Annotated in this window: 20 protein-coding genes and 2 tRNA genes; 6 read left to right on the top strand and 16 right to left on the bottom strand. The window is 67.4% G+C overall.

Annotated elements, in window-relative coordinates; translation table 11 throughout:
• Window positions 1-7: 7 nt before the first annotated feature.
• On the bottom strand, window positions 8-802 hold the full coding sequence (locus tag ABTZ43_RS06185) for a class E sortase (protein ID WP_056414390.1): 795 nt from the start codon (window positions 800-802) through the stop codon (window positions 8-10).
• Window positions 803-886: 84 nt separating this feature from the next.
• Between ABTZ43_RS06185 and ABTZ43_RS06180 the strand changes: the two genes are divergently transcribed.
• Window positions 887-1,126 carry a cell division protein CrgA gene (locus ABTZ43_RS06180; RefSeq protein WP_045254022.1) on the top strand — a complete coding sequence of 80 codons (240 nt, stop codon included), beginning with the start codon at window positions 887-889 and terminating at the stop codon, window positions 1,124-1,126.
• Between the two features lie 167 nt (window positions 1,127-1,293).
• Here ABTZ43_RS06180 and ABTZ43_RS06175 read toward each other — a convergent pair whose 3' ends face one another.
• Complete coding sequence (locus ABTZ43_RS06175; protein WP_056414393.1) at window positions 1,294-2,193, bottom strand: rhomboid family intramembrane serine protease; 900 nt, start codon at window positions 2,191-2,193, stop codon at window positions 1,294-1,296.
• 18 nt (window positions 2,194-2,211) lie between these two features.
• Window positions 2,212-2,769 (bottom strand): peptidylprolyl isomerase, encoded by a 558-nt coding sequence (locus ABTZ43_RS06170; RefSeq protein WP_045254020.1) that lies wholly within the window; start codon window positions 2,767-2,769, stop codon window positions 2,212-2,214.
• Window positions 2,770-2,914: 145 nt separating this feature from the next.
• Between ABTZ43_RS06170 and ABTZ43_RS06165 the strand changes: the two genes are divergently transcribed.
• Together ABTZ43_RS06165 and ABTZ43_RS06160 are read left to right on the top strand one after the other, a co-directional pair.
• On the top strand, window positions 2,915-3,415 hold the full coding sequence (locus ABTZ43_RS06165; protein ID WP_056419116.1) for a hypothetical protein: 501 nt from the start codon (window positions 2,915-2,917) through the stop codon (window positions 3,413-3,415).
• A 50-nt stretch (window positions 3,416-3,465) separates the two neighbouring features.
• Entirely contained in the window at window positions 3,466-3,927 is a 462-nt protein-coding gene (locus ABTZ43_RS06160) for an aminoacyl-tRNA deacylase (protein ID WP_188042322.1), read from the top strand.
• A 1-nt stretch (window position 3,928) separates the two neighbouring features.
• Here ABTZ43_RS06160 and ABTZ43_RS06155 read toward each other — a convergent pair whose 3' ends face one another.
• Window positions 3,929-4,351 (bottom strand): NUDIX hydrolase, encoded by a 423-nt coding sequence (locus ABTZ43_RS06155; RefSeq protein WP_350538189.1) that lies wholly within the window; start codon window positions 4,349-4,351, stop codon window positions 3,929-3,931.
• A 149-nt stretch (window positions 4,352-4,500) separates the two neighbouring features.
• Here ABTZ43_RS06155 and ABTZ43_RS06150 point away from each other — a divergent pair, with 149 nt between their 5' ends.
• The 3 genes from ABTZ43_RS06150 (at window position 4,501) to ABTZ43_RS06140 (ending at window position 6,725) form a co-directional block, all read left to right on the top strand.
• Window positions 4,501-4,950 (top strand): DUF1801 domain-containing protein, encoded by a 450-nt coding sequence (locus ABTZ43_RS06150; RefSeq protein WP_056414398.1) that lies wholly within the window; start codon window positions 4,501-4,503, stop codon window positions 4,948-4,950.
• Between the two features lie 43 nt (window positions 4,951-4,993).
• Entirely contained in the window at window positions 4,994-6,115 is a 1,122-nt protein-coding gene (locus tag ABTZ43_RS06145; RefSeq protein ID WP_350538188.1) for a M24 family metallopeptidase, read from the top strand.
• Window positions 6,116-6,194: 79 nt separating this feature from the next.
• Window positions 6,195-6,725, top strand: coding sequence for a DUF3253 domain-containing protein (locus tag ABTZ43_RS06140; RefSeq protein WP_350538187.1), 531 nt, complete (start codon window positions 6,195-6,197; stop codon window positions 6,723-6,725).
• Between the two features lie 14 nt (window positions 6,726-6,739).
• On the opposite strand, the gene ABTZ43_RS06135 is transcribed toward ABTZ43_RS06140, so the two are convergent.
• The 12 genes from ABTZ43_RS06135 to dnaN form a co-directional block, all read right to left on the bottom strand.
• Complete coding sequence (locus ABTZ43_RS06135) at window positions 6,740-7,003, bottom strand: hypothetical protein (protein WP_082539268.1); 264 nt, start codon at window positions 7,001-7,003, stop codon at window positions 6,740-6,742.
• Window positions 7,004-7,220: 217 nt separating this feature from the next.
• A tRNA-Ala gene (locus tag ABTZ43_RS06130) sits at window positions 7,221-7,293 on the bottom strand.
• A gap of 25 nt (window positions 7,294-7,318) precedes the next feature.
• Window positions 7,319-7,392, bottom strand: a tRNA-Ile gene (locus tag ABTZ43_RS06125).
• Window positions 7,393-7,476: 84 nt separating this feature from the next.
• A complete protein-coding gene (locus tag ABTZ43_RS06120; protein ID WP_350538186.1) occupies window positions 7,477-8,418 on the bottom strand; it encodes a DUF4097 family beta strand repeat-containing protein in 942 nt (313 codons plus the stop codon).
• Window positions 8,415-9,101: a LuxR C-terminal-related transcriptional regulator gene (locus ABTZ43_RS06115; protein WP_253385052.1), complete on the bottom strand. Its 687-nt coding sequence runs from the start codon at window positions 9,099-9,101 to the stop codon at window positions 8,415-8,417. Before ABTZ43_RS06115 ends, ABTZ43_RS06120 begins: the two co-directional genes overlap by 4 nt.
• Entirely contained in the window at window positions 9,089-10,357 is a 1,269-nt protein-coding gene (locus tag ABTZ43_RS06110; protein ID WP_350538185.1) for a sensor histidine kinase, read from the bottom strand. The genes ABTZ43_RS06115 and ABTZ43_RS06110 overlap by 13 nt, the downstream gene beginning before the upstream one ends.
• Window positions 10,358-10,497: 140 nt before the next feature.
• Complete coding sequence (locus ABTZ43_RS06105; protein ID WP_056414409.1) at window positions 10,498-10,902, bottom strand: DUF3566 domain-containing protein; 405 nt, start codon at window positions 10,900-10,902, stop codon at window positions 10,498-10,500.
• Window positions 10,899-13,460, bottom strand: a complete 2,562-nt coding sequence (gyrA, locus tag ABTZ43_RS06100) for a DNA gyrase subunit A (protein WP_350538184.1) — start codon at window positions 13,458-13,460, stop codon at window positions 10,899-10,901. The genes ABTZ43_RS06105 and gyrA overlap by 4 nt, the downstream gene beginning before the upstream one ends.
• Window positions 13,461-13,513: 53 nt before the next feature.
• A complete protein-coding gene (gene gyrB, locus ABTZ43_RS06095) occupies window positions 13,514-15,586 on the bottom strand; it encodes a DNA topoisomerase (ATP-hydrolyzing) subunit B (protein WP_350538183.1) in 2,073 nt (690 codons plus the stop codon).
• Window positions 15,587-15,704: 118 nt separating this feature from the next.
• A complete protein-coding gene (locus ABTZ43_RS06090) occupies window positions 15,705-16,208 on the bottom strand; it encodes a DciA family protein (RefSeq protein ID WP_056414419.1) in 504 nt (167 codons plus the stop codon).
• Window positions 16,201-17,370: a DNA replication/repair protein RecF gene (gene recF, locus ABTZ43_RS06085; protein ID WP_253385043.1), complete on the bottom strand. Its 1,170-nt coding sequence runs from the start codon at window positions 17,368-17,370 to the stop codon at window positions 16,201-16,203. Before recF ends, ABTZ43_RS06090 begins: the two co-directional genes overlap by 8 nt.
• A 78-nt stretch (window positions 17,371-17,448) precedes the next feature.
• Window positions 17,449-18,591 carry a DNA polymerase III subunit beta gene (gene dnaN, locus ABTZ43_RS06080; RefSeq protein WP_056414426.1) on the bottom strand — a complete coding sequence of 381 codons (1,143 nt, stop codon included), beginning with the start codon at window positions 18,589-18,591 and terminating at the stop codon, window positions 17,449-17,451.
• Window positions 18,592-19,107 lie beyond the last annotated feature (516 nt).

Raw genomic sequence — 19,107 nt, 5'->3', positions numbered from 1 at the left:
CTTCGGGCTAGATCGACGGGCCGGCCGGCGGCGGGGGCGGATCGGTCAGGGCTGGGGGCGGGCCCTCGGCGCGCGGCTGGAAGCTCTCGAACACGCCGTAGGCCACGATGCGCTCAGCGAGCGAGTACAGCGGGGAGCATGCGGTGAGGGTGATGTACCGCTCCCCCGTCTCAGCGCCGGGCATCTGCGGCACGTCGAGCAGCACCTCTGTCTGGCTGGGCTTGACGTACTCGAGCGTGCGGAAGCGGTAGGTGAACCAGCCGTCGGGCGTCTCGACGACGATCGCGTCGCCGAGCTGCAGCTTGTCGAGCTGGTTGAAGGGCTTTCCCCAGGTGGTGCGGTGTCCGGCCATCGAGAAGTTGCCGACCTCGCCGGGCATCTTCGAGTCGGTGTAGACGCCGATTCCCAGGTCGTCGAGTGTGCGTGCGCGGCTCGTGCCGCCGTAGATGCCGACGTTGTACGCGGTGCCGAAGCGCGGCACGTGCATGTTGCCGAGACGCTCGGTGTCGGCGGGCGGGGCAGGGATCACCGGCTCGTAGACCGTGGTGCCGTCGTCGGTCTCGATCACGGGTGGCAGCTCGGGCGGCGGTCCTTCGGCCCACTCCTGCGAGACCGCCGCGCCCTCGTCGTTCTTCTGGGCGCTGATGATGATGTCGCCGATCCACATCTGCCACGCGACGAACAGCAGCACGAGCACACCGGCGGTGAGCAGCAGCTCGCCGAGGACTCCCGTGAAGGTCGCGCGCGGACGACGGCGGCGACGGCGAAGGCGTCGCTCCCCCGAGACGACGGATGCAGTCATGGCGCGATCTTATCGCCCAGACCTGGAGTCCCGCCCACACCGCGGGATTCCGTGCGATATACGAGACTTCGGTACACTGGCGGAATGGCACGCGACCGTAACACCGAAGAACCCGAAGTTCCGCGCAGCGAAGGCGAAGCCGCGCCCAACGCCGTGTGGTTCAAGCCGGTGATGGTCGGCTTCATGCTGCTCGGCCTGGCGTGGATCCTCGTGTTCTACATCTCGGGCATGCAGTTCCCGATTCCGGGCCTCGACAACTGGAACCTGGCCATCGGCCTCGGCATCGCCCTGATCGGCTTCCTGATGACCACCCGCTGGCGCTGACCCGCCGCCGTCGCTTCGAAGAAGGCCCCTCCCGCATCCGCGGAAGGGGCCTTCTTCTGCGTGCCGCGTCGATCGGGCATCCGAGTTATCCACAGGTTATCCCCACCCTGGGGAGAATTACACGGATGTTATTCACACCGGTTGAGAACCCTGTTAACAACTTCTGATCAGGAGTAAACGGTCGTGATCAGGAAGGGGGCGAGCACGAAGACGAGCAGCACCAGCGCGACGACGACCGCTGCGAGCAGCAGGATCTGCGCGATCCGCTGCTCTCGACGTCGGGTGCGGGTGAGGATGAACGCGACGAGCGCTCCGACGATCGCACCGCCGAGGTGCGCCTGCCAGGCGATCCCGCCGATCACGAACCCGATGATGAAGTTGATGCCGAGGATCACGAGGATGCCGGTGACGTTCGCGCCGATGTGCCGTCCGATGATGAGGAGGGCGGCCATCAGGCCGAAGATCGCGCCGGACGCACCGACGGTCGCACCGAAGGGATCGAGCAGCGCGACAGCGACGGATCCGCCGAGTCCGCTGATCAGGTAGAGCGAGAGATAGCGCGCCCGACCCAGCATCGGCTCGAGGTTCTGCCCCAGCATCCACAGGGCGAGCATGTTCAGAGCGAGATGAAGGAACCCGCCGTGCGCGAAGACCGCGGTGAGCAGTCGCCACGGCTCGAAGGGCAGGAGCGAGAGATCGGGGTACAGGTACCTCGGCGCGAACAGCAGCTGCGCCGTGACGGCGTCGCCGAGGCCGGGGATCAGCTGCACGAGACCGATGAACGAGGTGATAGCGAGCAGCGCGTACGTCACCATCGGCTTGCCGCTGCGCACGGTTGCCGTGGCGGTATTGCGACCGCCCCATCGGCGCTCGGCCCGCTTCTGCGCGGGAGTGCGGCTCTTGCGCTGCTCAGCCATGCACTCGGGGCAGATCACGCCGACGGCGGCCTGCGTCTGGCACTCGGGGCAGATCGTGCGCAGGCACCGCTGACAGAGCACGAAGCTCTGCCGATCCGGATGCCGGTAGCAGAAGTTGTCGCGATTGCCCGCGAACTCAGGCGTCGTCATCCGGATCGGCCCGCGTCGTCAGGCTGCGACGATGTCGATCGACTGCAGCACGACCGGCTCGATCGGGCGGTCGCCCGCAGCGGTCGGGACAGCGGCGATCTTGTCGACGACGGCCTTGGAGGCGTCATCGGCGACCTCGCCGAAGATCGTGTGCTTGCCCTGCAGCCAGGGGGTCGGGTCGGTGGTGATGAAGAACTGCGAGCCGTTGGTGCCCTCGGCCTTGCCGGTGATGGCGTTGCGACGCAGGCCGGCGTTGGCCATGGCGAGGATGTAGGGCTCGGCGAAGGTGAGCTCCATGTTGATCTCGTCGTCGAAGTTGTAGCCGGGGCCGCCGACGCCCTGTCCGAGCGGGTCGCCGCCCTGGATCATGAAGTTCGGGATGATGCGGTGGAAGACGACGTCCTTGTACAGGGGGCCCTCGCCCGGCTTGCCGGTGGCGGGGTGCGTCCAGTCCTGGGTGCCGTCGGCGAGACCGACGAAGTTCTTGACCGTCTTCGGGGCGTGATCTCCGAAGAGGTTGATGACGATGTCACCGTGGTTGGTGTGCAGGGTTGCGACATGAGAAGCGTTGACCATGCGTTCATTCTCTCAGAGCTTCCGGTGCGCGGGCCGTGCGCTAGCGCTGATCGACGCCAGATGCAAGGGTTCGGCGATTCCCTCCCCCCATCCAGGGTCGCGTGGCAAGATGGGGAACCCGTACTCCAATCGACAGGAGAGCATCGTGAGCATCAGCCGCAAGCGGAAGAAGGAGCTGCGTCGTCTTCAGTCCGACGCGAACCAGCTCTGGGAGAACCAGCAGGTCCTGGTCGGCCATGCGGCCGACGTCGCGCGTGAGGCCGGACGCCAGCTCGGCCACTTCGGCCGCGAGCAGGTCGGACCCGTCGTGCAGGACACCTACAACCGTCGCGTGGCGCCGGTCGTCGATCGCGGAGTCCGTTTCGGTCATCACGTCGTCGACGACAAGGTCGTCCCGATCGTCGGTGGCGTCGTGGGCACTGCGCTCACCGCATGGGACGTCGCGAACTCCAAGCGCGAAGGCGTCGTGAAGAAGGTCCGCAAGGCGACGAAGCCCGAGCCGAAGGGCCCCAGCGCCGGGTCGATCATCGCGATCATCCTCGGTGCCGCAGCTGCGGCCGGCGTGCTGTACGCCGCCTGGCAGGCGCTTCGCGCGGATGACGAGCTCTGGGTCGCAGACGACCCGCTCTCCGCACCCGACGCGTGACATCACCGACGGATCCGCCGGCTTCCGAGCCGGCGGATCTTCATGCACGGGTGCGGGAGGCCGCCGCGTCACGAGGCCTCGATATCGAGATCCTCGAACGTCCGGCCGCCGGGAGCCTCTACGAGGCAGCGGAGCTCCTCGGCATCCCCGCCTCCGGCATCGTCAAGACACTGGTCGTCAAGCGGTCCGACGACACCTACCTCTTCGCCCTCGTCCCGGGCGGGCGCTCGATCTCGTGGCCGAAGCTGCGTGCCGTGGTCGGCGTCAACAAGCTCCGTCTGCCGGAACCGGATCTCGCTCTGGCGGCGACGGGCTATGAACGAGGCACCATCGTGCCGATCGGCAGCACGACCGCGTGGCCGGTCTTCGCCGACGAGTCCATCGTGGGTCAGCGCATCGCGATGGGTGCCGGCGCCCACGGGTACAGCCTCTTCGTCGACGCCGACGACCTGATCGCGGCATACGACGCCACGGTCGCAGACATCTCGGTCCCCGAGGAACCGCGCGCCTGACTCAGAGGATGCCCGCCATCCGCAGGGCGATGTCGACCAGTTTGACGCGCTGCAGCCCCGCCACCGCTCTGCGGGGGAACCACTCCGCCATGTCGGTGGACCCCTCCGTCTCGAACCGCAGCCGTCCACCGCGCACCGTCGCCCGGTAGACGATGCGCAGGGTGTGCAGGGGCTGATCCGACGGCGTCACGCGCTGAGTCGCCGGAATCACCCGCGAGTGGATCCCGAGCAGTTCGCCGACCTTGACGGTGTACCCCGTCTCCTCCCGAAGCTCGCGGCGCACCGCGTCTTCCGGAGCCTCGCCGGGCTCCAGTCCGCCACCCGGCATGGTCCAGGCGACCCGCCGTCCCTCGATCCAGCGCGCCAGGAGTATGCGCCCGTCGTCATCGGTGACGACCGCGTATGCCGCGACCCGCATGTCCATGAGAACACCATAGTTCGCGCCGACGCAGAGGTCGCCGTATGTGTCCGATGCACGGATGCCGCGGCACATCGATCAGGAATCGAGAAGCACCGCGCCGGCCCGATCCGTAGTCTGAAGCCATCACGCGACACCCGAGGGAAGGATCGATCATGGCGGACGACGAGAAGAACTTCAGCGCGGAGGAGCGCGAGGCCATGAAGGAGGCGGCAGCCGACAAGCGCAGATCCCGCTCGCGCTCCAAGAAGACCCCGGAGGACGTGCGGGCAGAGGGACTGGCCGATCTCGAGGCAGCCATCGCCAAGCTGCCCGACGCGGACGACCGCACGCTGTCTGCGGCGTTGCACGATCTCGTCAGCGAGGTCGCGCCCGAACTGGTGCCTCGCACCTACTACGGCATGCCCGCGTGGGGGAAGGACGGCAAGGTGCTGTGCTTCTTCCAGCCCGCGAGCAAGTTCAAGGCCCGCTACGGCACCTTCGGCTTCGAGCCGATCTCGAACCTCGACGACGGCACCATGTGGCCCACGGCATATGCGCTGCTCGACCTGTCGGCGGGCAACCGCAAGGTGCTGAGCGAACGCATCCGTCTCGCCGTCAGCTGAGTCCGCAGGCGTGGCGGGGTGTGCGCGCAGTAGCGTGGATGCCGTGAGCACACTGCCGTTCTTCCCCGCATCCGTCTACGCCGCCCGACTCGATCGGGCGTCGGCCCTGGCCGCCGAGGCGGGTCTCGACGGGATCGTCGTGGGCCCGGGCCCAGACCTCGAGTACCTCGTGGGTGTCGAGGGCGACACGATCGAGCGCCTCACCGCGCTGATCCTCGGCCCCGGCACGGCTACGACGGTCGTCGTCCCTCGGATGGAACTGGCGAAGGTGCGCAGCACTGCCGTGGGTGATCTCGGTCTCGCGATCGCCGACTGGGTCGATGGCGAGGATCCGTACGAACTCGTCGCCGCCGCCCTCGGGGAGGTGTCCAGGGTCGGCGTCTCCGATGCGCTTCCGGCGCTGCACGTGGTGCCTCTGGCGCGGAGACTCGGCGTGGACATCGAGCTCGCGACGCCGGTGCTGCGCGAGGGCCGCATGGTCAAGGACGCCGACGAGGTGGCGGAGCTGCGCAGAGCCGGGGCGGCGATCGACGCCGTGCACAGACGGGTGCACGAGTGGCTGCGTGCCGGCCGCACCGAGCGCGAGGTGGCGGCCGACATCGCCGACGCCATCGTCGCCGAGGGACACCGCACGGTGGAGTTCGTCATCGTGGGATCCGGTCCGAACGGCGCCGACCCGCACCATGAGGTCTCGGACCGCGTCATCCAGGACGGAGACGTCGTCGTCGTCGACATCGGGGGAGCGGTGCCCAGCGGCTACAACTCCGACAGCACGCGCACCTACGTCGTCGGAACCCCCGCCCCCGACGCGGCGGAGCGGATCGACGCGCTGGTGCGCGCCCAGCAGGCCGCCGTCGACGCCGTGCGCCCCGGGGCGACCGCGCACGACGTGGATGCCGCGGCGCGCAGCGTCCTGGCCGACGCGGGTCTCGCCGACGCGTTCCTGCATCGCACGGGTCACGGAATCGGCGTCTCGGTGCACGAGGAGCCCTACATCGCGCCCGGCAATCACCTCGTCCTTCGCGAGGGCATGGCCTTCAGCATCGAACCCGGCATCTACTTCGCCGGGCACTGGGGCGCACGCATCGAGGACATCGTCGTGGTGACGGCAGACGGATGCGAGCGCCTGAACGTCGCCCCTCACGGGCTCACTCCGGTCGGCTGACACGGGATCGCCCGACGGACCCATCCCGGGGCGGTCAAGCCCCTGTCGCGTGTCGCACCACGAGGGCAGACTGCCGGACATGGCATCTGACGGCGGCGCGCATTCCACGACGAAGGACGACACGGGCGACGGCGGCCCCGAGCGCACTCCCGACGGTCACCATGTGATCATCGACGGACGACGCTGGCGGGCGACGGATCCGTCGATCCCCGACTCCTTCCGGCAGGAGCTGGTGGATGAGCTCATGGTGGCGCGGCGCGCGGTCAGAGGTGCGGAGTCCGATGCCCGACGACGCGTGCAGGATGCGAAGACCGCTCTGGGAGAGCGCGGAGCGCCCTGGTGGGACGAGCGTGGAGGGGAGGCGTTCGACGAGAGGATCGCGGCGACCATCCGTGCTCTCACGCGCACACGCGACGGCTCGTCGATCTGCCCGAGCGATGTGGCCCGCGCGATCGGCGGAGAATCCTGGCGAGCGCTGATGCCGGAGGTGCGGCGCATCGCGAGCACCCTCGCGGACGGCGACGAGATCGTGGTCACGCAGAAGGGCGAGACCGTCGACATCCGCCAGGCGAGAGGTCCGGTGCGGATGATCCGCGGGCCGCGACTCTGAACCGTCGGACGGTCTCAGATGACGTCGTAGTACCCGCCGTAGGGATAGTCGAGGTCGCCGGTGTCGCGCGAGTCGTACGCGACCGTCGCGACGCTGATGGTGACATGGCTCCGTGGGGTGATCAGCACGCTCACCGACCTGTTGCCGACCACGACGAGGTCGACGAACGTGCCGGTGCCTCGTGTCGCCTCCTCGATGCGGTGACGAAGCTCTCCCACGTCCTGGTCTTGGGACAGCAGGAAGCTCGTCCCGTCGAACGTGATCTCGGTCTGGACCATAGTGGACTTCTCCTCACCCATGACCGGCACGTTACGCCCGAGTCGCGGAGCTGAGAAGGGGGGTTGCGATCCTTGCGAAGACATGGAAGAAGGGTCCGTCGGGTCGTGGGCTGTGGCGCGGCCGTAGTTGTTAACAGGGTTGTTAACACCTGTGGAGGGCGGGAAACGAGAAGGCCCCGCACATGGCGGGGCCTTCTCGAACTGTCTCAACACAGTGTGGAGCCTAGGAGATTCGAACTCCTGACATCCTGCTTGCAAAGCAGGCGCTCTACCAACTGAGCTAAGGCCCCGTGAGGGATTTCTTGAGTTGATGAGTGGGCCCACCAGGACTTGAACCTGGGACCTCTTCATTATCAGTGAAGCGCTCTAACCGCCTGAGCTATGGGCCCGTCAACCTCCGAAACTTTACCGGAGATTTCCGGATTTACCCAATCGAGGGCGGGGGACCGTCGAACCCCCGCCCTCGACGAGGATCATCGACCGGGACGGATCGTGACGCTTCCCGCCGCGAGAGACACATCGATCGATCGCCGGGCGGCGGCGGACTGCTCGACCTTGGCGTCGAGGGACCCCGCGCTGACCTCCTGCGTGATCGCGTACGCCTCGTCCGGCACGGTGAGATCGACCGAGCCCGCGCTCACGTCGATCGTCGTCGTGGAGGGCGCCCGTCCGGTCAGATCGATGTTGAGGTCCCCCGCCGAGACGCTGAGCGTCGCGCTGTCGACACCGTCGAGCAGGGCGTCGGCGCGGCCGGCGCTCATGTCGATGCTCAGAGCGCTCACAGACCCCTCGACATCGAGCGCCCCCGCGTTCACGGTGATGTCGAGTTCCCCGAAGTCCCCGACCACGTCGAGACTGCCGGCATCGAGGGTCATGTCCGCATCCAGGGCGGCGTCGCGCAGACTGTCCGGCAGCGTCAGCACCGCCGACTGGTCGTCACCGAACCAGCTGCCGAACCACCATCCGAACTCGAAGTCCGGCGAGTGCACGACCAGTTCGTCTCCCTCGCGCTCGAGGGACCACGCCGGTCCACGGCTGTTGGTGATCGAGAGCCGTGCCTCATCGACATCGCCGAACTCGACGCGCATGTTCCCCGCGTCCACATCCAGATCGATCCCCTGCAGCCCGGTCACCTCCGCGGTCTGCACCGCGTCTCCCGCGTCGGTCGACGACGACGAGAGCAGACCCCGGGTGCCGGCGACGGCCGCCGTGCCACCCGAGACGAGCAGCGCGATGCCGCCGACCACGGCCGTGACGACCAGGACCACTGTCGCCCCCGGAGTGCGGCCGTGATCCGTGCGTGGTGCGGGGGACTGCTGCTCCGACGAAGCGGGGGCGGCTGTGGTCGTCTCGGGAGCCGCCGGCGGCGGCGTCAGGGGCGTGTGGCCGCCCCGGTGGTCGTCGTTGGTCGTCATCGTCCCGCTCCTGTCTGTCCTGTCGGCGTCGTACCGCCGGTGTTCTCGATGTGCGCGAGCGCCGCCAGCACGCGTCGGTTGCCCGACTCGCCCTGCTCGAAGCCCAGTTTCTGGAAGATCGCGGTGATGTGCTTCTCGACGCTGGCCTCGGAGAGGAAGAGCAGACCGGCGATCGCCTGGTTCGACTTGCCCTCCGCGATCAGCGCCAGCACGGTGCGCTCGCGTTCGGTGAGCCGCTGCATCCGGTCGTCCCGATTGCGACGGGTGAGCAGCTGGGCCACGACCTCGGGGTCGAGCACGGTCGCACCCTCGGAGATCCGCTGGACGGAGGCGAGGAACTCCGAGACGTCCGCGACGCGATCCTTGAGCAGGTAGCCGAGCGGACCGCCCTGCGCGGCGATGAGGTCGGAGGCGTAGCGCTCCTCCACATACTGCGACAACACGAGGAGCGGGAGCGCAGGATTCGTCGCGCGCAGCCCGAGAGCGGCTCTGATGCCCTCATCGGTGAACGTGGGAGGAAGGCGCACGTCGAGGATGCAGAGCTCGGGGTCGCTCGCGGACACCGCGTCCTGCAGTCCTTCGACATCGGGCAGGGCCGCGACGACGGTGTGGCCGGCGTCTTCGAGCAGTCGCACGAGTCCCTCACGCAGCAGGACCGAGTCCTCGCAGATCAGGATGCGCATGGCACGTTCACCTCCAGGCTGGTCGGCCCGCCGACGGGACTCTCCAGGCGGAAGGTGCCGCCGGCGGCGAGCACGCGGTTCGCGATGCCGTCGAGGCCGCCGCCTGGCTGCACCTGGGCGCCGCCCATGCCGTTGTCTTCGACGCGGGCCCAGAGGATGCCGCCCTCGCGCCGCCGCACGGTGACCCTGGCCTCGCTGGCGCGGGAGTGCTTCGCGGCGTTGGTGAGCGATTCGGCGATCGAGAAGTACACCGCGGCCTCGGCCTCACGGCTGCAGCGCCCGTCCATCCGCACATCGAGACTCACCGGGATGTGCGAGCGTCCCGCGAGCGCGGACAGCGCGGCGTCGAGACCCCGGTCGTCGAGAACCGAGGCGTGGATGCCTCGGGCGAGCTGTCGCAGCTCGGTGATGGCCGCCTTGGTCGACGTGTGCGCCTCGGCGATGAGCTCCTTGGCAGCATCCGGGTCGTGATCGATCTTCTGCTGGGCGAGGCCGAGAGTCATCCCCACCGAGACGAGTCGGGGCTGGACGCCGTCATGCAGGTCACGCTCGATGCGGGTGCGTTCGACATCGGCCGCACGAACCGCTCCCTCGCGCTGGGCGGAGCTGGCTCGCACCCTTTCGGTCAGCTCGGCCTCACGGCTGCGGACGACGATCGAGAGCGCGAGCACGCGGTGCAGCAGGGCGAGACCGATCATGCCGGCGAGTGAGGCGGCCAGTCCGAGGATCCCGACGACCGGTGCCCACGCGACGGGGATGCCCCCGCCTCCGAACGGGCCGATGACGGCGTCGATGGCGGTCAGGGGAGCGAAGCAGATGATCACCGACCACACGACGCCCCACGCCAGGCGCAGCACGATCCAGCCGAGGACCGCGGTGATCGCGAAGTTCGCGAGCGCCCGCCACATCCGGCCGTCGATCGACTGCCGTCCCAGGGAACGCAGCCACCCGACGAAACCGGGACGGTCCCGTGGGCGCCACCGCAGCGGTGCGATCGGAGTCCGATACAGTGCTCCCACCCGGGCGACCTCGAACCAGCCGACGCCGAACAGCGCGTAGACGAGGCCGACGAGGAGCACAGCCCCGATTCCGGCCGCGAAGAGCAGACCGAGGCCCGTGCCGAGCAGTCCCGAGAGGGTCGCGAAGATGAAGCCGCCGATGACCCCGATCCCGGCCAGATGCAGGATCGAGAGGAAGAGGCGAAGCGGCGGCTTCGTGGCCGTCACCTCGGGTGGCGTGGCAGTCTGTGTCGTCATGGTTCCAAGGTACGGCGGGGCTGACGAGGCCGACACCGAGGCAGCCGGACACCCGATGTCGGGTTTTCCCTACCTTCGCCACCCGGGAACGACTGAGGGGCGGATGCTGTGCGCATCCGCCCCTCAGAGAAACCCGGGGGTCAGTTCGACATGAAGCCGACGAGCAGCCCGCCGGTCACCTTCACGGCGACGTTGTAGATACCGGCCACGACAGCGCCGAGGACGGTGAAGACGATCAGGTTCAGGATCGAGACCACGGCCGCGAACGCCATCACCTGCGGCAGACCGGCGATCTCGGAGATGCGCACGGACTCGTCGGTGACGACGCCGACGAAGTCATCCGCCTGAGCGAGGATCCCGGTGGCCTGGAGCACGAGGTAGATCAGGAAGAACGACACCATCGTGACGATCGCGAGCGCGACTGCTCCCAGGAACGAGAGCTTCACAGCCGACCAGAAATCGACGTACACCAGACGCAGGCGGACCTGCTTGCCTCCGGTCTTGCGCGTGGACTTCTTCGCCAGCTTGTCGGCTACTGTGCTCATGCGTCTGCTTCCTCAGGGTTCTCGGTCGTCTCGGGGGCGGCGGCACCGGGGTCCGATTCCGCCTCGTCCGCTTCGGCGTCGTCGGTGAGGCCGCGCTCGCTGTTGCGGGCGATGGCGAGGATCCGGTCCGCTTCCGTCGTACGGGCGAACACCACTCCCATGGTGTCTCGGCCCTTCGCCGGCACCTCGGCCACGGCAGAGCGTACCACCTTGCCGCTGGAGAGAACCACCAAGACCTCGTCGTCCTCCGCCACCATCAGACCACCCGCGAGGGTGCCCCGATCGTCGTTGAGTTTGGCGACCTTGATGCCGAATCCACCGCGTCCCTGGACGCGGTACTCCTCGATCGCGGTGCGCTTCGCGTACCCGCCGTCGGTGACCACGAACACGAAGTGCCCCGGTGCGGCGACGGACGCGGAGAGCAGGCTGTCGCCCTCGCGGAACTTCATGCCCTTCACGCCGGCCGTCGCACGACCCATGGGGCGCAGAGCCTCGTCGGTCGCACTGAACCGCACCGACATCCCTCGACGGCTGATGAGCAGGATGTCGTCTTCGGCGTTGACCATGAGGGCCGAGACGAGCTCGTCCTCGTCGTTCAGACGGATCGCGATGACGCCGCCCTGGCGGTTGGTGTCGTAGCTGTCGAGTCTCGTCTTCTTGACCAGACCGTCACGCGTCGCGAGCACGAGGTAGTCCGCCACCGCGTAGTCGCGGATGTCGAGCACCTGCGCGATGTTCTCGTCCGGCTGCAGGGCGAGCAGGTTCGCGACATGCGTGCCCTTCGCGTCGCGCCCGGCCTCGGGGACCTCGTAGGTCTTCGAGCGGTACACGCGACCCTTGTCGGTGAAGAACAGCAGCCAGTGGTGCGTGGTCGTCACGAAGAAGTGCTCGACGATGTCATCGGCGCGCAGCTGTGCGCCCTTGATGCCCTTGCCACCGCGGTGCTGCGACCGGTAGTTGTCGCTGCGCGTGCGCTTGATGTAGCCGGCGCGGGTGATGGTGACCACCATCTCCTCTTCGGCGATGAGGTCCTCCATCGACACGTCACCGTCGAATCCGTGCAGGATGTGCGTGCGGCGGTCGTCACCGAAACGGTCGACGATCCCGGTCAGCTCCTGGCGGATGATGTCGCGCTGCAGCGACTCGTCGGCGAGGATCGCCTTGTACTCGGCGATGAGGGACTCGAGTTCCGCCGCCTCGTCGAGGATCTTCTGCCGCTCGAGCGCGGCCAGTCGACGCAGCTGCATCGACAGGATCGCGTCGGCCTGGTCGTCGTCGATGTCGAGCAGGGCCTTCAGGCCGGTGCGAGCCTCGTCGACCGTGGGGGAGCGGCGGATGAGCGCGATGACCTCGTCGAGCGCATCGAGCGCCTTCAGGTACGCGCGCAGGATGTGCATGCGCGCCTCGGCCTTGGCCAGGCGGAAGCGGGTGCGACGGACGATGACCTCGAGCTGATGCGCGATCCAGTTGGTCACGAAGCCGTCGATCGCCAGCGTGCGGGGAACGCCGTCGACGATCGCCAGCATGTTCGCGCCGAAGTTCTCCTGCAGCTGCGTGTGCTTGTACAGGTTGTTCAGGACGACCTTCGCGACCGCGTCGCGCTTGAGCACCACGACGAGGCGCTGACCCGTACGGTCCGAGGACTCGTCACGGATGTCGGCGATGCCGGTGATCTTGCCGTCACGGGCGAGGTCGCCGATCTTCACCGCCACGTTGTCGGGGTTGACCTGGTACGGCAGCTCGGTGATCACGAGGCACGTGCGACCCTGGATCTCCTCGACGTTGACGACCGCGCGCATCGTGATCGATCCACGCCCGGTGCGGTACGCCTCCTGCACGCCCTTGGTTCCGAGGATCTGCGCACCGGTGGGGAAGTCCGGACCGGGGATGCGCTGGATCAGTCCCTCGAGCAGCTCCTCGCGGGGCAGACCGGGGTTGTCGAGCGCCCAGAGCGCGGCCGCCGACACCTCGCGCAGGTTGTGCGGGGGGATGTTGGTCGCCATGCCGACCGCGATGCCGACCGACCCGTTGACCAGCAGATTGGGGAAGCGGGCCGGGAGGACCGTGGGCTCCTGCGTCTGACCGTCGTAGTTGTCGGTGAAGTCGACCGTGTCCTCTTCGATGTCCCGCACCATCTCGAGCGCGAGCGGGGCCATCTTCGTCTCGGTGTATCGCGGAGCCGCGGCGCCCATGTTGCCGGGCGAACCGAAGTTCCCCTGCCCCAGGGCCAGCGGATAGCGCAGCGACCACGGCTGCACGAGGCGGACGAGGGCGTCGTAGATCGCCGAGTCGCCGTGCGGGTGGTACTGGCCCATGACCTCGCCCACGACACGGGCGCACTTCGAGAAGGACTTGTCGGGGCGGAAGCCCCCGTCGTACATGCCGTAGATCACGCGTCGGTGCACGGGCTTCAGGCCGTCGCGCACGTCGGGCAGCGCACGACCCACGATGACGGCCATCGCGTAGTCGAGATAACTGCGCTGCATCTCGGACTGCAGGTCGACCTGGTCGATCTTGCCGTGATCGTGCTCCAGCTCGGGGCGTACTTCGTCAGTCATGTGTGTTGTCGATTCCGGTCGGTGTCGAACGAAGGCAGGCGCGCGTCAGCGCGTCAGATGTCGAGGAAGCGGACGTCCTTGGCGTTGCGCTGGATGAATCCGCGGCGGGACTCGACGTCCTCGCCCATCAGCACGCTGAAGATCTCGTCGGCTGCCGCGGCATCCTCGATCGTGATCTGCTGCAGAGTGCGGGTCGCGTGGTCCATCGTCGTCTCCCACAGCTCCTTCGGGTTCATCTCACCGAGACCCTTGTAGCGCTGGATGCCGGCATCCTTGGGGATCCGCTTGCCGTTCTCGAGGCCGTGCTTGAGCAGAGCATCGCGCTCGGCGTCGCTGAACACGTACTCGTGCGGCTGGTTCGTCCACTTGAGGCGATACAGCGGCGGCATCGCGAGGTACACGAAGCCGGCCTCGATGAGCCCGCGCATGTAGCGGAAGAGCAGCGTCAGCAGCAGGGTGGTGATGTGCTGACCGTCGACGTCGGCATCCGCCATCAGCACGATCTTGTGATACCGCGCCTTCTCGATGTCGAACTCCTCGCCGATGCCCGTGCCGAAGGCCTGGATCATCGCCTGGACCTCTTTGTTGGCCAGAGCCTTGTCGAGGCGCGCGCGCTCGACGTTGAGGATCTTTCCGCGGAGAGCGAGGATCGCCTGCGTGTGCGGATCGCGACCCTGCACGGCCGAGCCGCCGGCGGAGTCACCCTCGACGAGGAAGATCTCGCTGATCGACGGGTCCTTGCTCGTGCAGTCCTTGAGCTTGTCGGGCATCGCAGCCGATTCGAAGACGCTCTTGCGGCGTGCGGTCTCGCGGGCCTTGCGGGCCGCCAGACGTGCGGTCGCGGCGTCGATCGCCTTGCGGATGATGTTCTTGGCCTGGATCGGGTTGCGGCCGAACCAGTCGCCGAGCTGATCGCCGACGACCTTCTGCACGAACGCCTTGGCCTCGGTGTTGCCGAGCTTGGTCTTGGTCTGGCCCTCGAACTGCGGCTCGCCCAGCTTGATCGAGATGACCGCGGTCAGTCCCTCGCGCACGTCGTCACCGGAGAGGTTGTCGTCCTTCTCCTTGAGGAGGTTGTTCGCACGCGCGTACTTGTTCACGAGCGTGGTCAGTGCCGCGCGGAAGCCCTCTTCGTGCGTCCCGCCCTCGTGGGTGTTGATCGTGTTCGCGTAGGTGAAGACGTTCTCGGTGTAGGAGGTGGTCCACTGCATCGCGACCTCGAGCGAGATCTTGCGCGAGATGTCCTCGGACTCGAATGCGATGATCTCGTCGTTGACGACCTCGGCGTGACGGGCCTTGTTCAGGTACTCCACGTAGTCGACGAGGCCACGCTCGTACAGGAACACGTCGTTCGGCTGGGTGAGCGTCGCCTGACCGTCGACCTCGACCTCGTATGCCGACTTCGGTCGCTCATCGGACAGCTCGATGCGGAGTCCCTTGTTCAGGAACGCCATCTGCTGGAATCGCGTACGCAGCGTGTCGTACTCGAAGTCCGTGGTCTCGGTGAAGATCTCGGCGTCGGGCCAGAACGTGATGCTGGTTCCGGTCTCGTCGGACGCCTCGCCCTTCTCGAGCTTCTGCTGCGGAACGCCGCCGTCGGCGAAGCTGTGGCGCCAGACGAAGCCCTTCTGCTTCACCTCGACGTCGAATCGGGTCGAGAGCGCGTTCACGACGGACGAGCCGACGCCGTGCAGACCGCCGGAGACCGCGTACGCGCCGCCGCCGAACTTTCCGCCGGCGTGCAGGATCGTCAGGACGACCTCGACGGTGGACTTCGTCGGGTCGGAGGAGTGCGGGTCGACGGGGATGCCGCGGCCGTTGTCGATCACCCGCACGCCGCCGTCCTCGAGCAGCGTCACGAAGATCGTGTCGGCGTAGCCGGCCAGCGCCTCGTCGACGGAGTTGTCGACGATCTCGTAGACGAGGTGATGCAGACCGCGCGGTCCCGTGGAGCCGATGTACATTCCCGGGCGCTTGCGGACCGCTTCGAGACCCTCGAGGATCTGGATGGAGTCGGCACCGTACTCACCGGGCTGCTTCACCTTGGGCGAGATCTTGTTGTTCTCGGTGGCGGGGGTCTCCCCGGTGGTGGATTCCGTCTCGTCAGCGGGGGATTCAGGCGTCATCAGAGGGCATTCTCCACATCGATATCACGAACTCCCAGTCTAGCGGTCTTTCGTGCCGATATGCGGCTCAGCGGCCTCGTGTGGCCCTCTGAGCCGTCCGGACCCCCTTCGTGGTGTCCTACCCGTAGGTATCGCGCGGGCCCCGTCCTGGAACGACTCTGGGACCCCATTTCCATGACGGTACGTCCGGTCCGATGAAGCGGAGGTTCTCGACCCCGGCGTCGGGATACCGCCGTCCGATCTCTGTGAGGATCGTCCCGCGCATGAACTGCAGGTTCTTCGCCCAGGCCGTCGAATCGCACTTCACCGTGAGGACGCCGCGCTCGAGAGAGACCGGCTCGGAGTGCTTCGCGGTGTCGGCGCCGGCCAGATCGGCCCACTGACGCACCAGATCCTCGCGCGCCAGGGTCTTCTGCCACCCCGAGTCATGAGCCAGCTTGTCGAGCACCGCTCCGAGGGGTCCGGGGTCGCGACCGGGCGTGAACGGAGCGTTGTCGTCGTCGGTGACCACCCGGCGCTTGCGCTTCCAGTTCTTCGAACTCGGCTTCAGGCCACGCAACCGGAGATAGGTGGCGACCGTCTCGGGGGCCTCGGATGCCGGCACGGCGGCGGGATCAGTCATCCGACGCCTCTCTCTCATCGCTGATGGTCCCTGCGGAGATCCTCACGACGTGCGCGTGCAGGACCTCGGGGATGTCCTCCTCGACGGCGGCGGTCACCACCACCTGCTCGTACCCGGCGGTGAGGGCGGCGAGGCGCTGACGGCGATCGGCGTCGAGCTCGGCGAACACGTCGTCGAGGATGAGCACCGGATCTCCGGCCGGCGACTCGGCGCGCAGCAGCTCGGCCGACGCGAGACGCAGGGCGAGGGCCACGGACCAGGATTCCCCGTGAGAGGCGTAGCCCTTGACGGGGAGACCGCGCACGCTGAGCACCAGGTCGTCGCGATGCGGACCGGTGAGGGTGAGGCCGCGATCGAGCTCGTTCGAGCGCTTCGCGAGCAGCGCGGCGTGGAACATCTCGGCGATGTCGCCGGAGCTCTCGGCGGTGGCGGGCACTCCGGCCTCGGGCTCCTCGGGATCCGCGCCGCGGACCGAGAGCGCCCACTCCAGCCGCGGCCGGTGATCCTCTCCGGCGATCGCCGCGTAGGCCTCGGCGACCGGCTGCTGGAGGTCGATGGCCAGGCGCTGTCGCGCGGAGATGATCTCGGCGCCGAGTGACACGAGCTTGTCGTCCCAGACGTCGAGAGTGCTGAGCCCCTCGCCCTTGATCCCGCGCGCCCGTGCCGATTTCAGCAGCGCGTTGCGCTGTTTGAGCACGCGGTCGTAGTCGGCGAGGACCGATGAGAGGCGCGGAGTGCGCTGGATCAGCAGCTGGTCCACGAATCGACGTCGCGCGGAGGGATCTCCGCGCACGATCTGCAGGTCCTCCGGCGCGAAGAGCACGACGTGGGCGTAACGGGGGAGCTCGTTCGTCTTGGACGGAGACCCGTTGATGCGCGCCTTGTTGGATCCCTGCTTGTTCAGCTGGACCTCGACCAGGACCTTGCGCTCACCGTGCGAGAGACGAGCGCGGATGACGGCGAAATCCTGTCCTTCCCGCACCATCGGCGCGTCGGAGGAGACCCGATGGGATCCGAGCGTCGCCAGGAACACCACGGCCTCGGCGAGATTCGTCTTGCCCTGGCCGTTTCTGCCCACCAGCACGTTGGGACCGCGGTGGAGAGCGAGATCGGCGGTCGCGTAATTGCGGAAATCGACCAGACTCAGGTGCTCCACAATCACGCTGTCAGCCTACCTTCGGGGTCTGACACTGCCCAGGTCGTGCCGGACGACGCGGAACCGGACGTGCTCGTCGCGGGATCAGCGCAGCAGCAGGTTGGGCTGGAGCAGGTACTTGAACGAGTCGAGCCCTGCCTGGTCGACCGAGGTCTGGCTCGTGATGAGCACCGGGCTGAGCTTGTTGGCGTTGTCGCTCGAGGTGAACGTGACGCGCACGAACTCGCTCTTGACGGCGCCGAGCGCCTCGATCAGGTACTGCGGGTTGAGTCCGAGGGTCACTTCGTCGCCCCCAGACAGGATCGCGTCCACCGACTCCGATGCACGGGCATGCTCGCTGCCGGACGCGTCCATGGTCACTCCGTCGGCTGCGAAGGTGAAGCGCAGCGGGGCGGCGCGGTCCAGCACGAGCGACACGCGGCGGACCGCCTCGACGAGGTCGGCGGTGTTGACGACCGCGTAGTGCTCGGTCTGCTCGGGGAACAGGCGGCGGACCGGGGGGAAGTTGCCCTTGATGAGCAGCGACGTCACCGTCTTGTTCCCGGCGGTGAACGCGATGATCTCTCGGTCCCCCGCGCCGGAGAAGGCGATCTGGATCGTGCCGGCATGTCCGAAGGTCTTACCGACCTCGAGCAGAGTGCGCGCGGGGACCAGTGCGGTGGCCTCGACCGATTCGCCGTCCCACGGGACGTCGCGGAGCGAGACGCGGTAACGGTCCGTGGCGACGAGGCTGAGGGTGTGACCCGACACCTCGAGCTGGACACCGGTGAGCACGGGGGTCACGTCGTCGCGGGATGCAGCGAAGCCGACCTGTGCGATCGCCGTGCCGAACTCGTCGGCGGGAACGACTCCCGAGGAGCCCGAGACCTCGGGGATCGAGGGATATTCCTCGACGGGCATGGCTGCGAGCGTGAACCGAGCCGACCCGCAGGTCACCGTGATGCCGCCGTCGTCCTCGACGGCGATCTCGATCGGTGCGTTCGGAAGCCGGCTGGCGATGTCGGACAGGAGTCGGCCGTGGACGAGGATCGTGCCGGGCGTCTCGACCGTGGCCTCGATCGTCGTACGGGCAGATGCTTCGTAGTCGAAGGCCGAGAGGGTCAGTCCCGAGCCGTCGGCCTCGATCAGCACGCCGGCGAGGATCGGCTGCGGGTTGCGCTGCGGAAGAAGCTTGACGACGAACGACACAGCCTCGCTGAACACATCGCGATTGACCTGAAACCTCACGGGTGCTCCCTTGTCGTCGTTCTGAGACGTGTCGTCATCGGTCCTGCCGGTGCAGGGCTTCCCATGCTAGCCCCACAGTCGGGCGTACTCCTACGACGGACGTGAAGCCGGACCTGTCCGAACTATCCCCACCGTCTGGTGATCGGATCGCCCCTGAAATGAATTAACTCCTTAACGGTGTTAACGCCTGTGGATTCTGTGGATAACTCGGTGGATAGCAGACGCGAGTAAGGAACTACACGGATGTCAGTTGTGGAATCCCTGAGGAATCCGCGGGTGGACGGGGTGAGCCGACCGGAAGTGTCATCCGCGGTTATCCACAGGTTGGGCCGTTTCCCACACATCCGTCCCGATCTCAGCGGCATCCATCCACAAGTTATCCACATGTGCAAACTGGCATCGATCCGTCGTCTCATATGCCCCATCGGGAGACCTCATCGGGCGTCTTCGCTCGATGTAGTCCGCTCGGTTGTACGCGCTTCGGACTTCGTCTTTGTCGACATGGGCGAGTGCGAC

The organism is Microbacterium sp. NPDC097977, assembly GCF_040302605.1.
Taxonomy (GTDB): domain Bacteria; phylum Actinomycetota; class Actinomycetes; order Actinomycetales; family Microbacteriaceae; genus Microbacterium.
The sequence above is the reverse complement of the archived record's forward strand: the minus strand, read 5'-3'. Positions and strand labels throughout refer to the sequence as shown.

Coding starts and splice junctions, on each gene's coding strand:
- ABTZ43_RS06155 (WP_350538189.1), bottom strand. CDS start 4,351: ATGGACATGCGGGTCGCGGCATACGCGGTCGTCACCGATGACGACGGG.
- gyrA (WP_350538184.1), bottom strand. CDS start 13,460: ATGACTGACGAAGTACGCCCCGAGCTGGAGCACGATCACGGCAAGATC.
- ABTZ43_RS06150 (WP_056414398.1), top strand. CDS start 4,501: ATGGCGGACGACGAGAAGAACTTCAGCGCGGAGGAGCGCGAGGCCATG.
- ABTZ43_RS06090 (WP_056414419.1), bottom strand. CDS start 16,208: ATGACTGATCCCGCCGCCGTGCCGGCATCCGAGGCCCCCGAGACGGTC.
- ABTZ43_RS06180 (WP_045254022.1), top strand. CDS start 887: ATGGCACGCGACCGTAACACCGAAGAACCCGAAGTTCCGCGCAGCGAA.
- ABTZ43_RS06120 (WP_350538186.1), bottom strand. CDS start 8,418: ATGACGACCAACGACGACCACCGGGGCGGCCACACGCCCCTGACGCCG.
- ABTZ43_RS06170 (WP_045254020.1), bottom strand. CDS start 2,769: ATGGTCAACGCTTCTCATGTCGCAACCCTGCACACCAACCACGGTGAC.
- ABTZ43_RS06175 (WP_056414393.1), bottom strand. CDS start 2,193: ATGACGACGCCTGAGTTCGCGGGCAATCGCGACAACTTCTGCTACCGG.
- ABTZ43_RS06115 (WP_253385052.1), bottom strand. CDS start 9,101: ATGCGCATCCTGATCTGCGAGGACTCGGTCCTGCTGCGTGAGGGACTC.
- ABTZ43_RS06135 (WP_082539268.1), bottom strand. CDS start 7,003: ATGGTCCAGACCGAGATCACGTTCGACGGGACGAGCTTCCTGCTGTCC.
- ABTZ43_RS06140 (WP_350538187.1), top strand. CDS start 6,195: ATGGCATCTGACGGCGGCGCGCATTCCACGACGAAGGACGACACGGGC.
- ABTZ43_RS06105 (WP_056414409.1), bottom strand. CDS start 10,902: ATGAGCACAGTAGCCGACAAGCTGGCGAAGAAGTCCACGCGCAAGACC.
- ABTZ43_RS06185 (WP_056414390.1), bottom strand. CDS start 802: ATGACTGCATCCGTCGTCTCGGGGGAGCGACGCCTTCGCCGTCGCCGC.
- gyrB (WP_350538183.1), bottom strand. CDS start 15,586: ATGACGCCTGAATCCCCCGCTGACGAGACGGAATCCACCACCGGGGAG.
- ABTZ43_RS06110 (WP_350538185.1), bottom strand. CDS start 10,357: ATGACGACACAGACTGCCACGCCACCCGAGGTGACGGCCACGAAGCCG.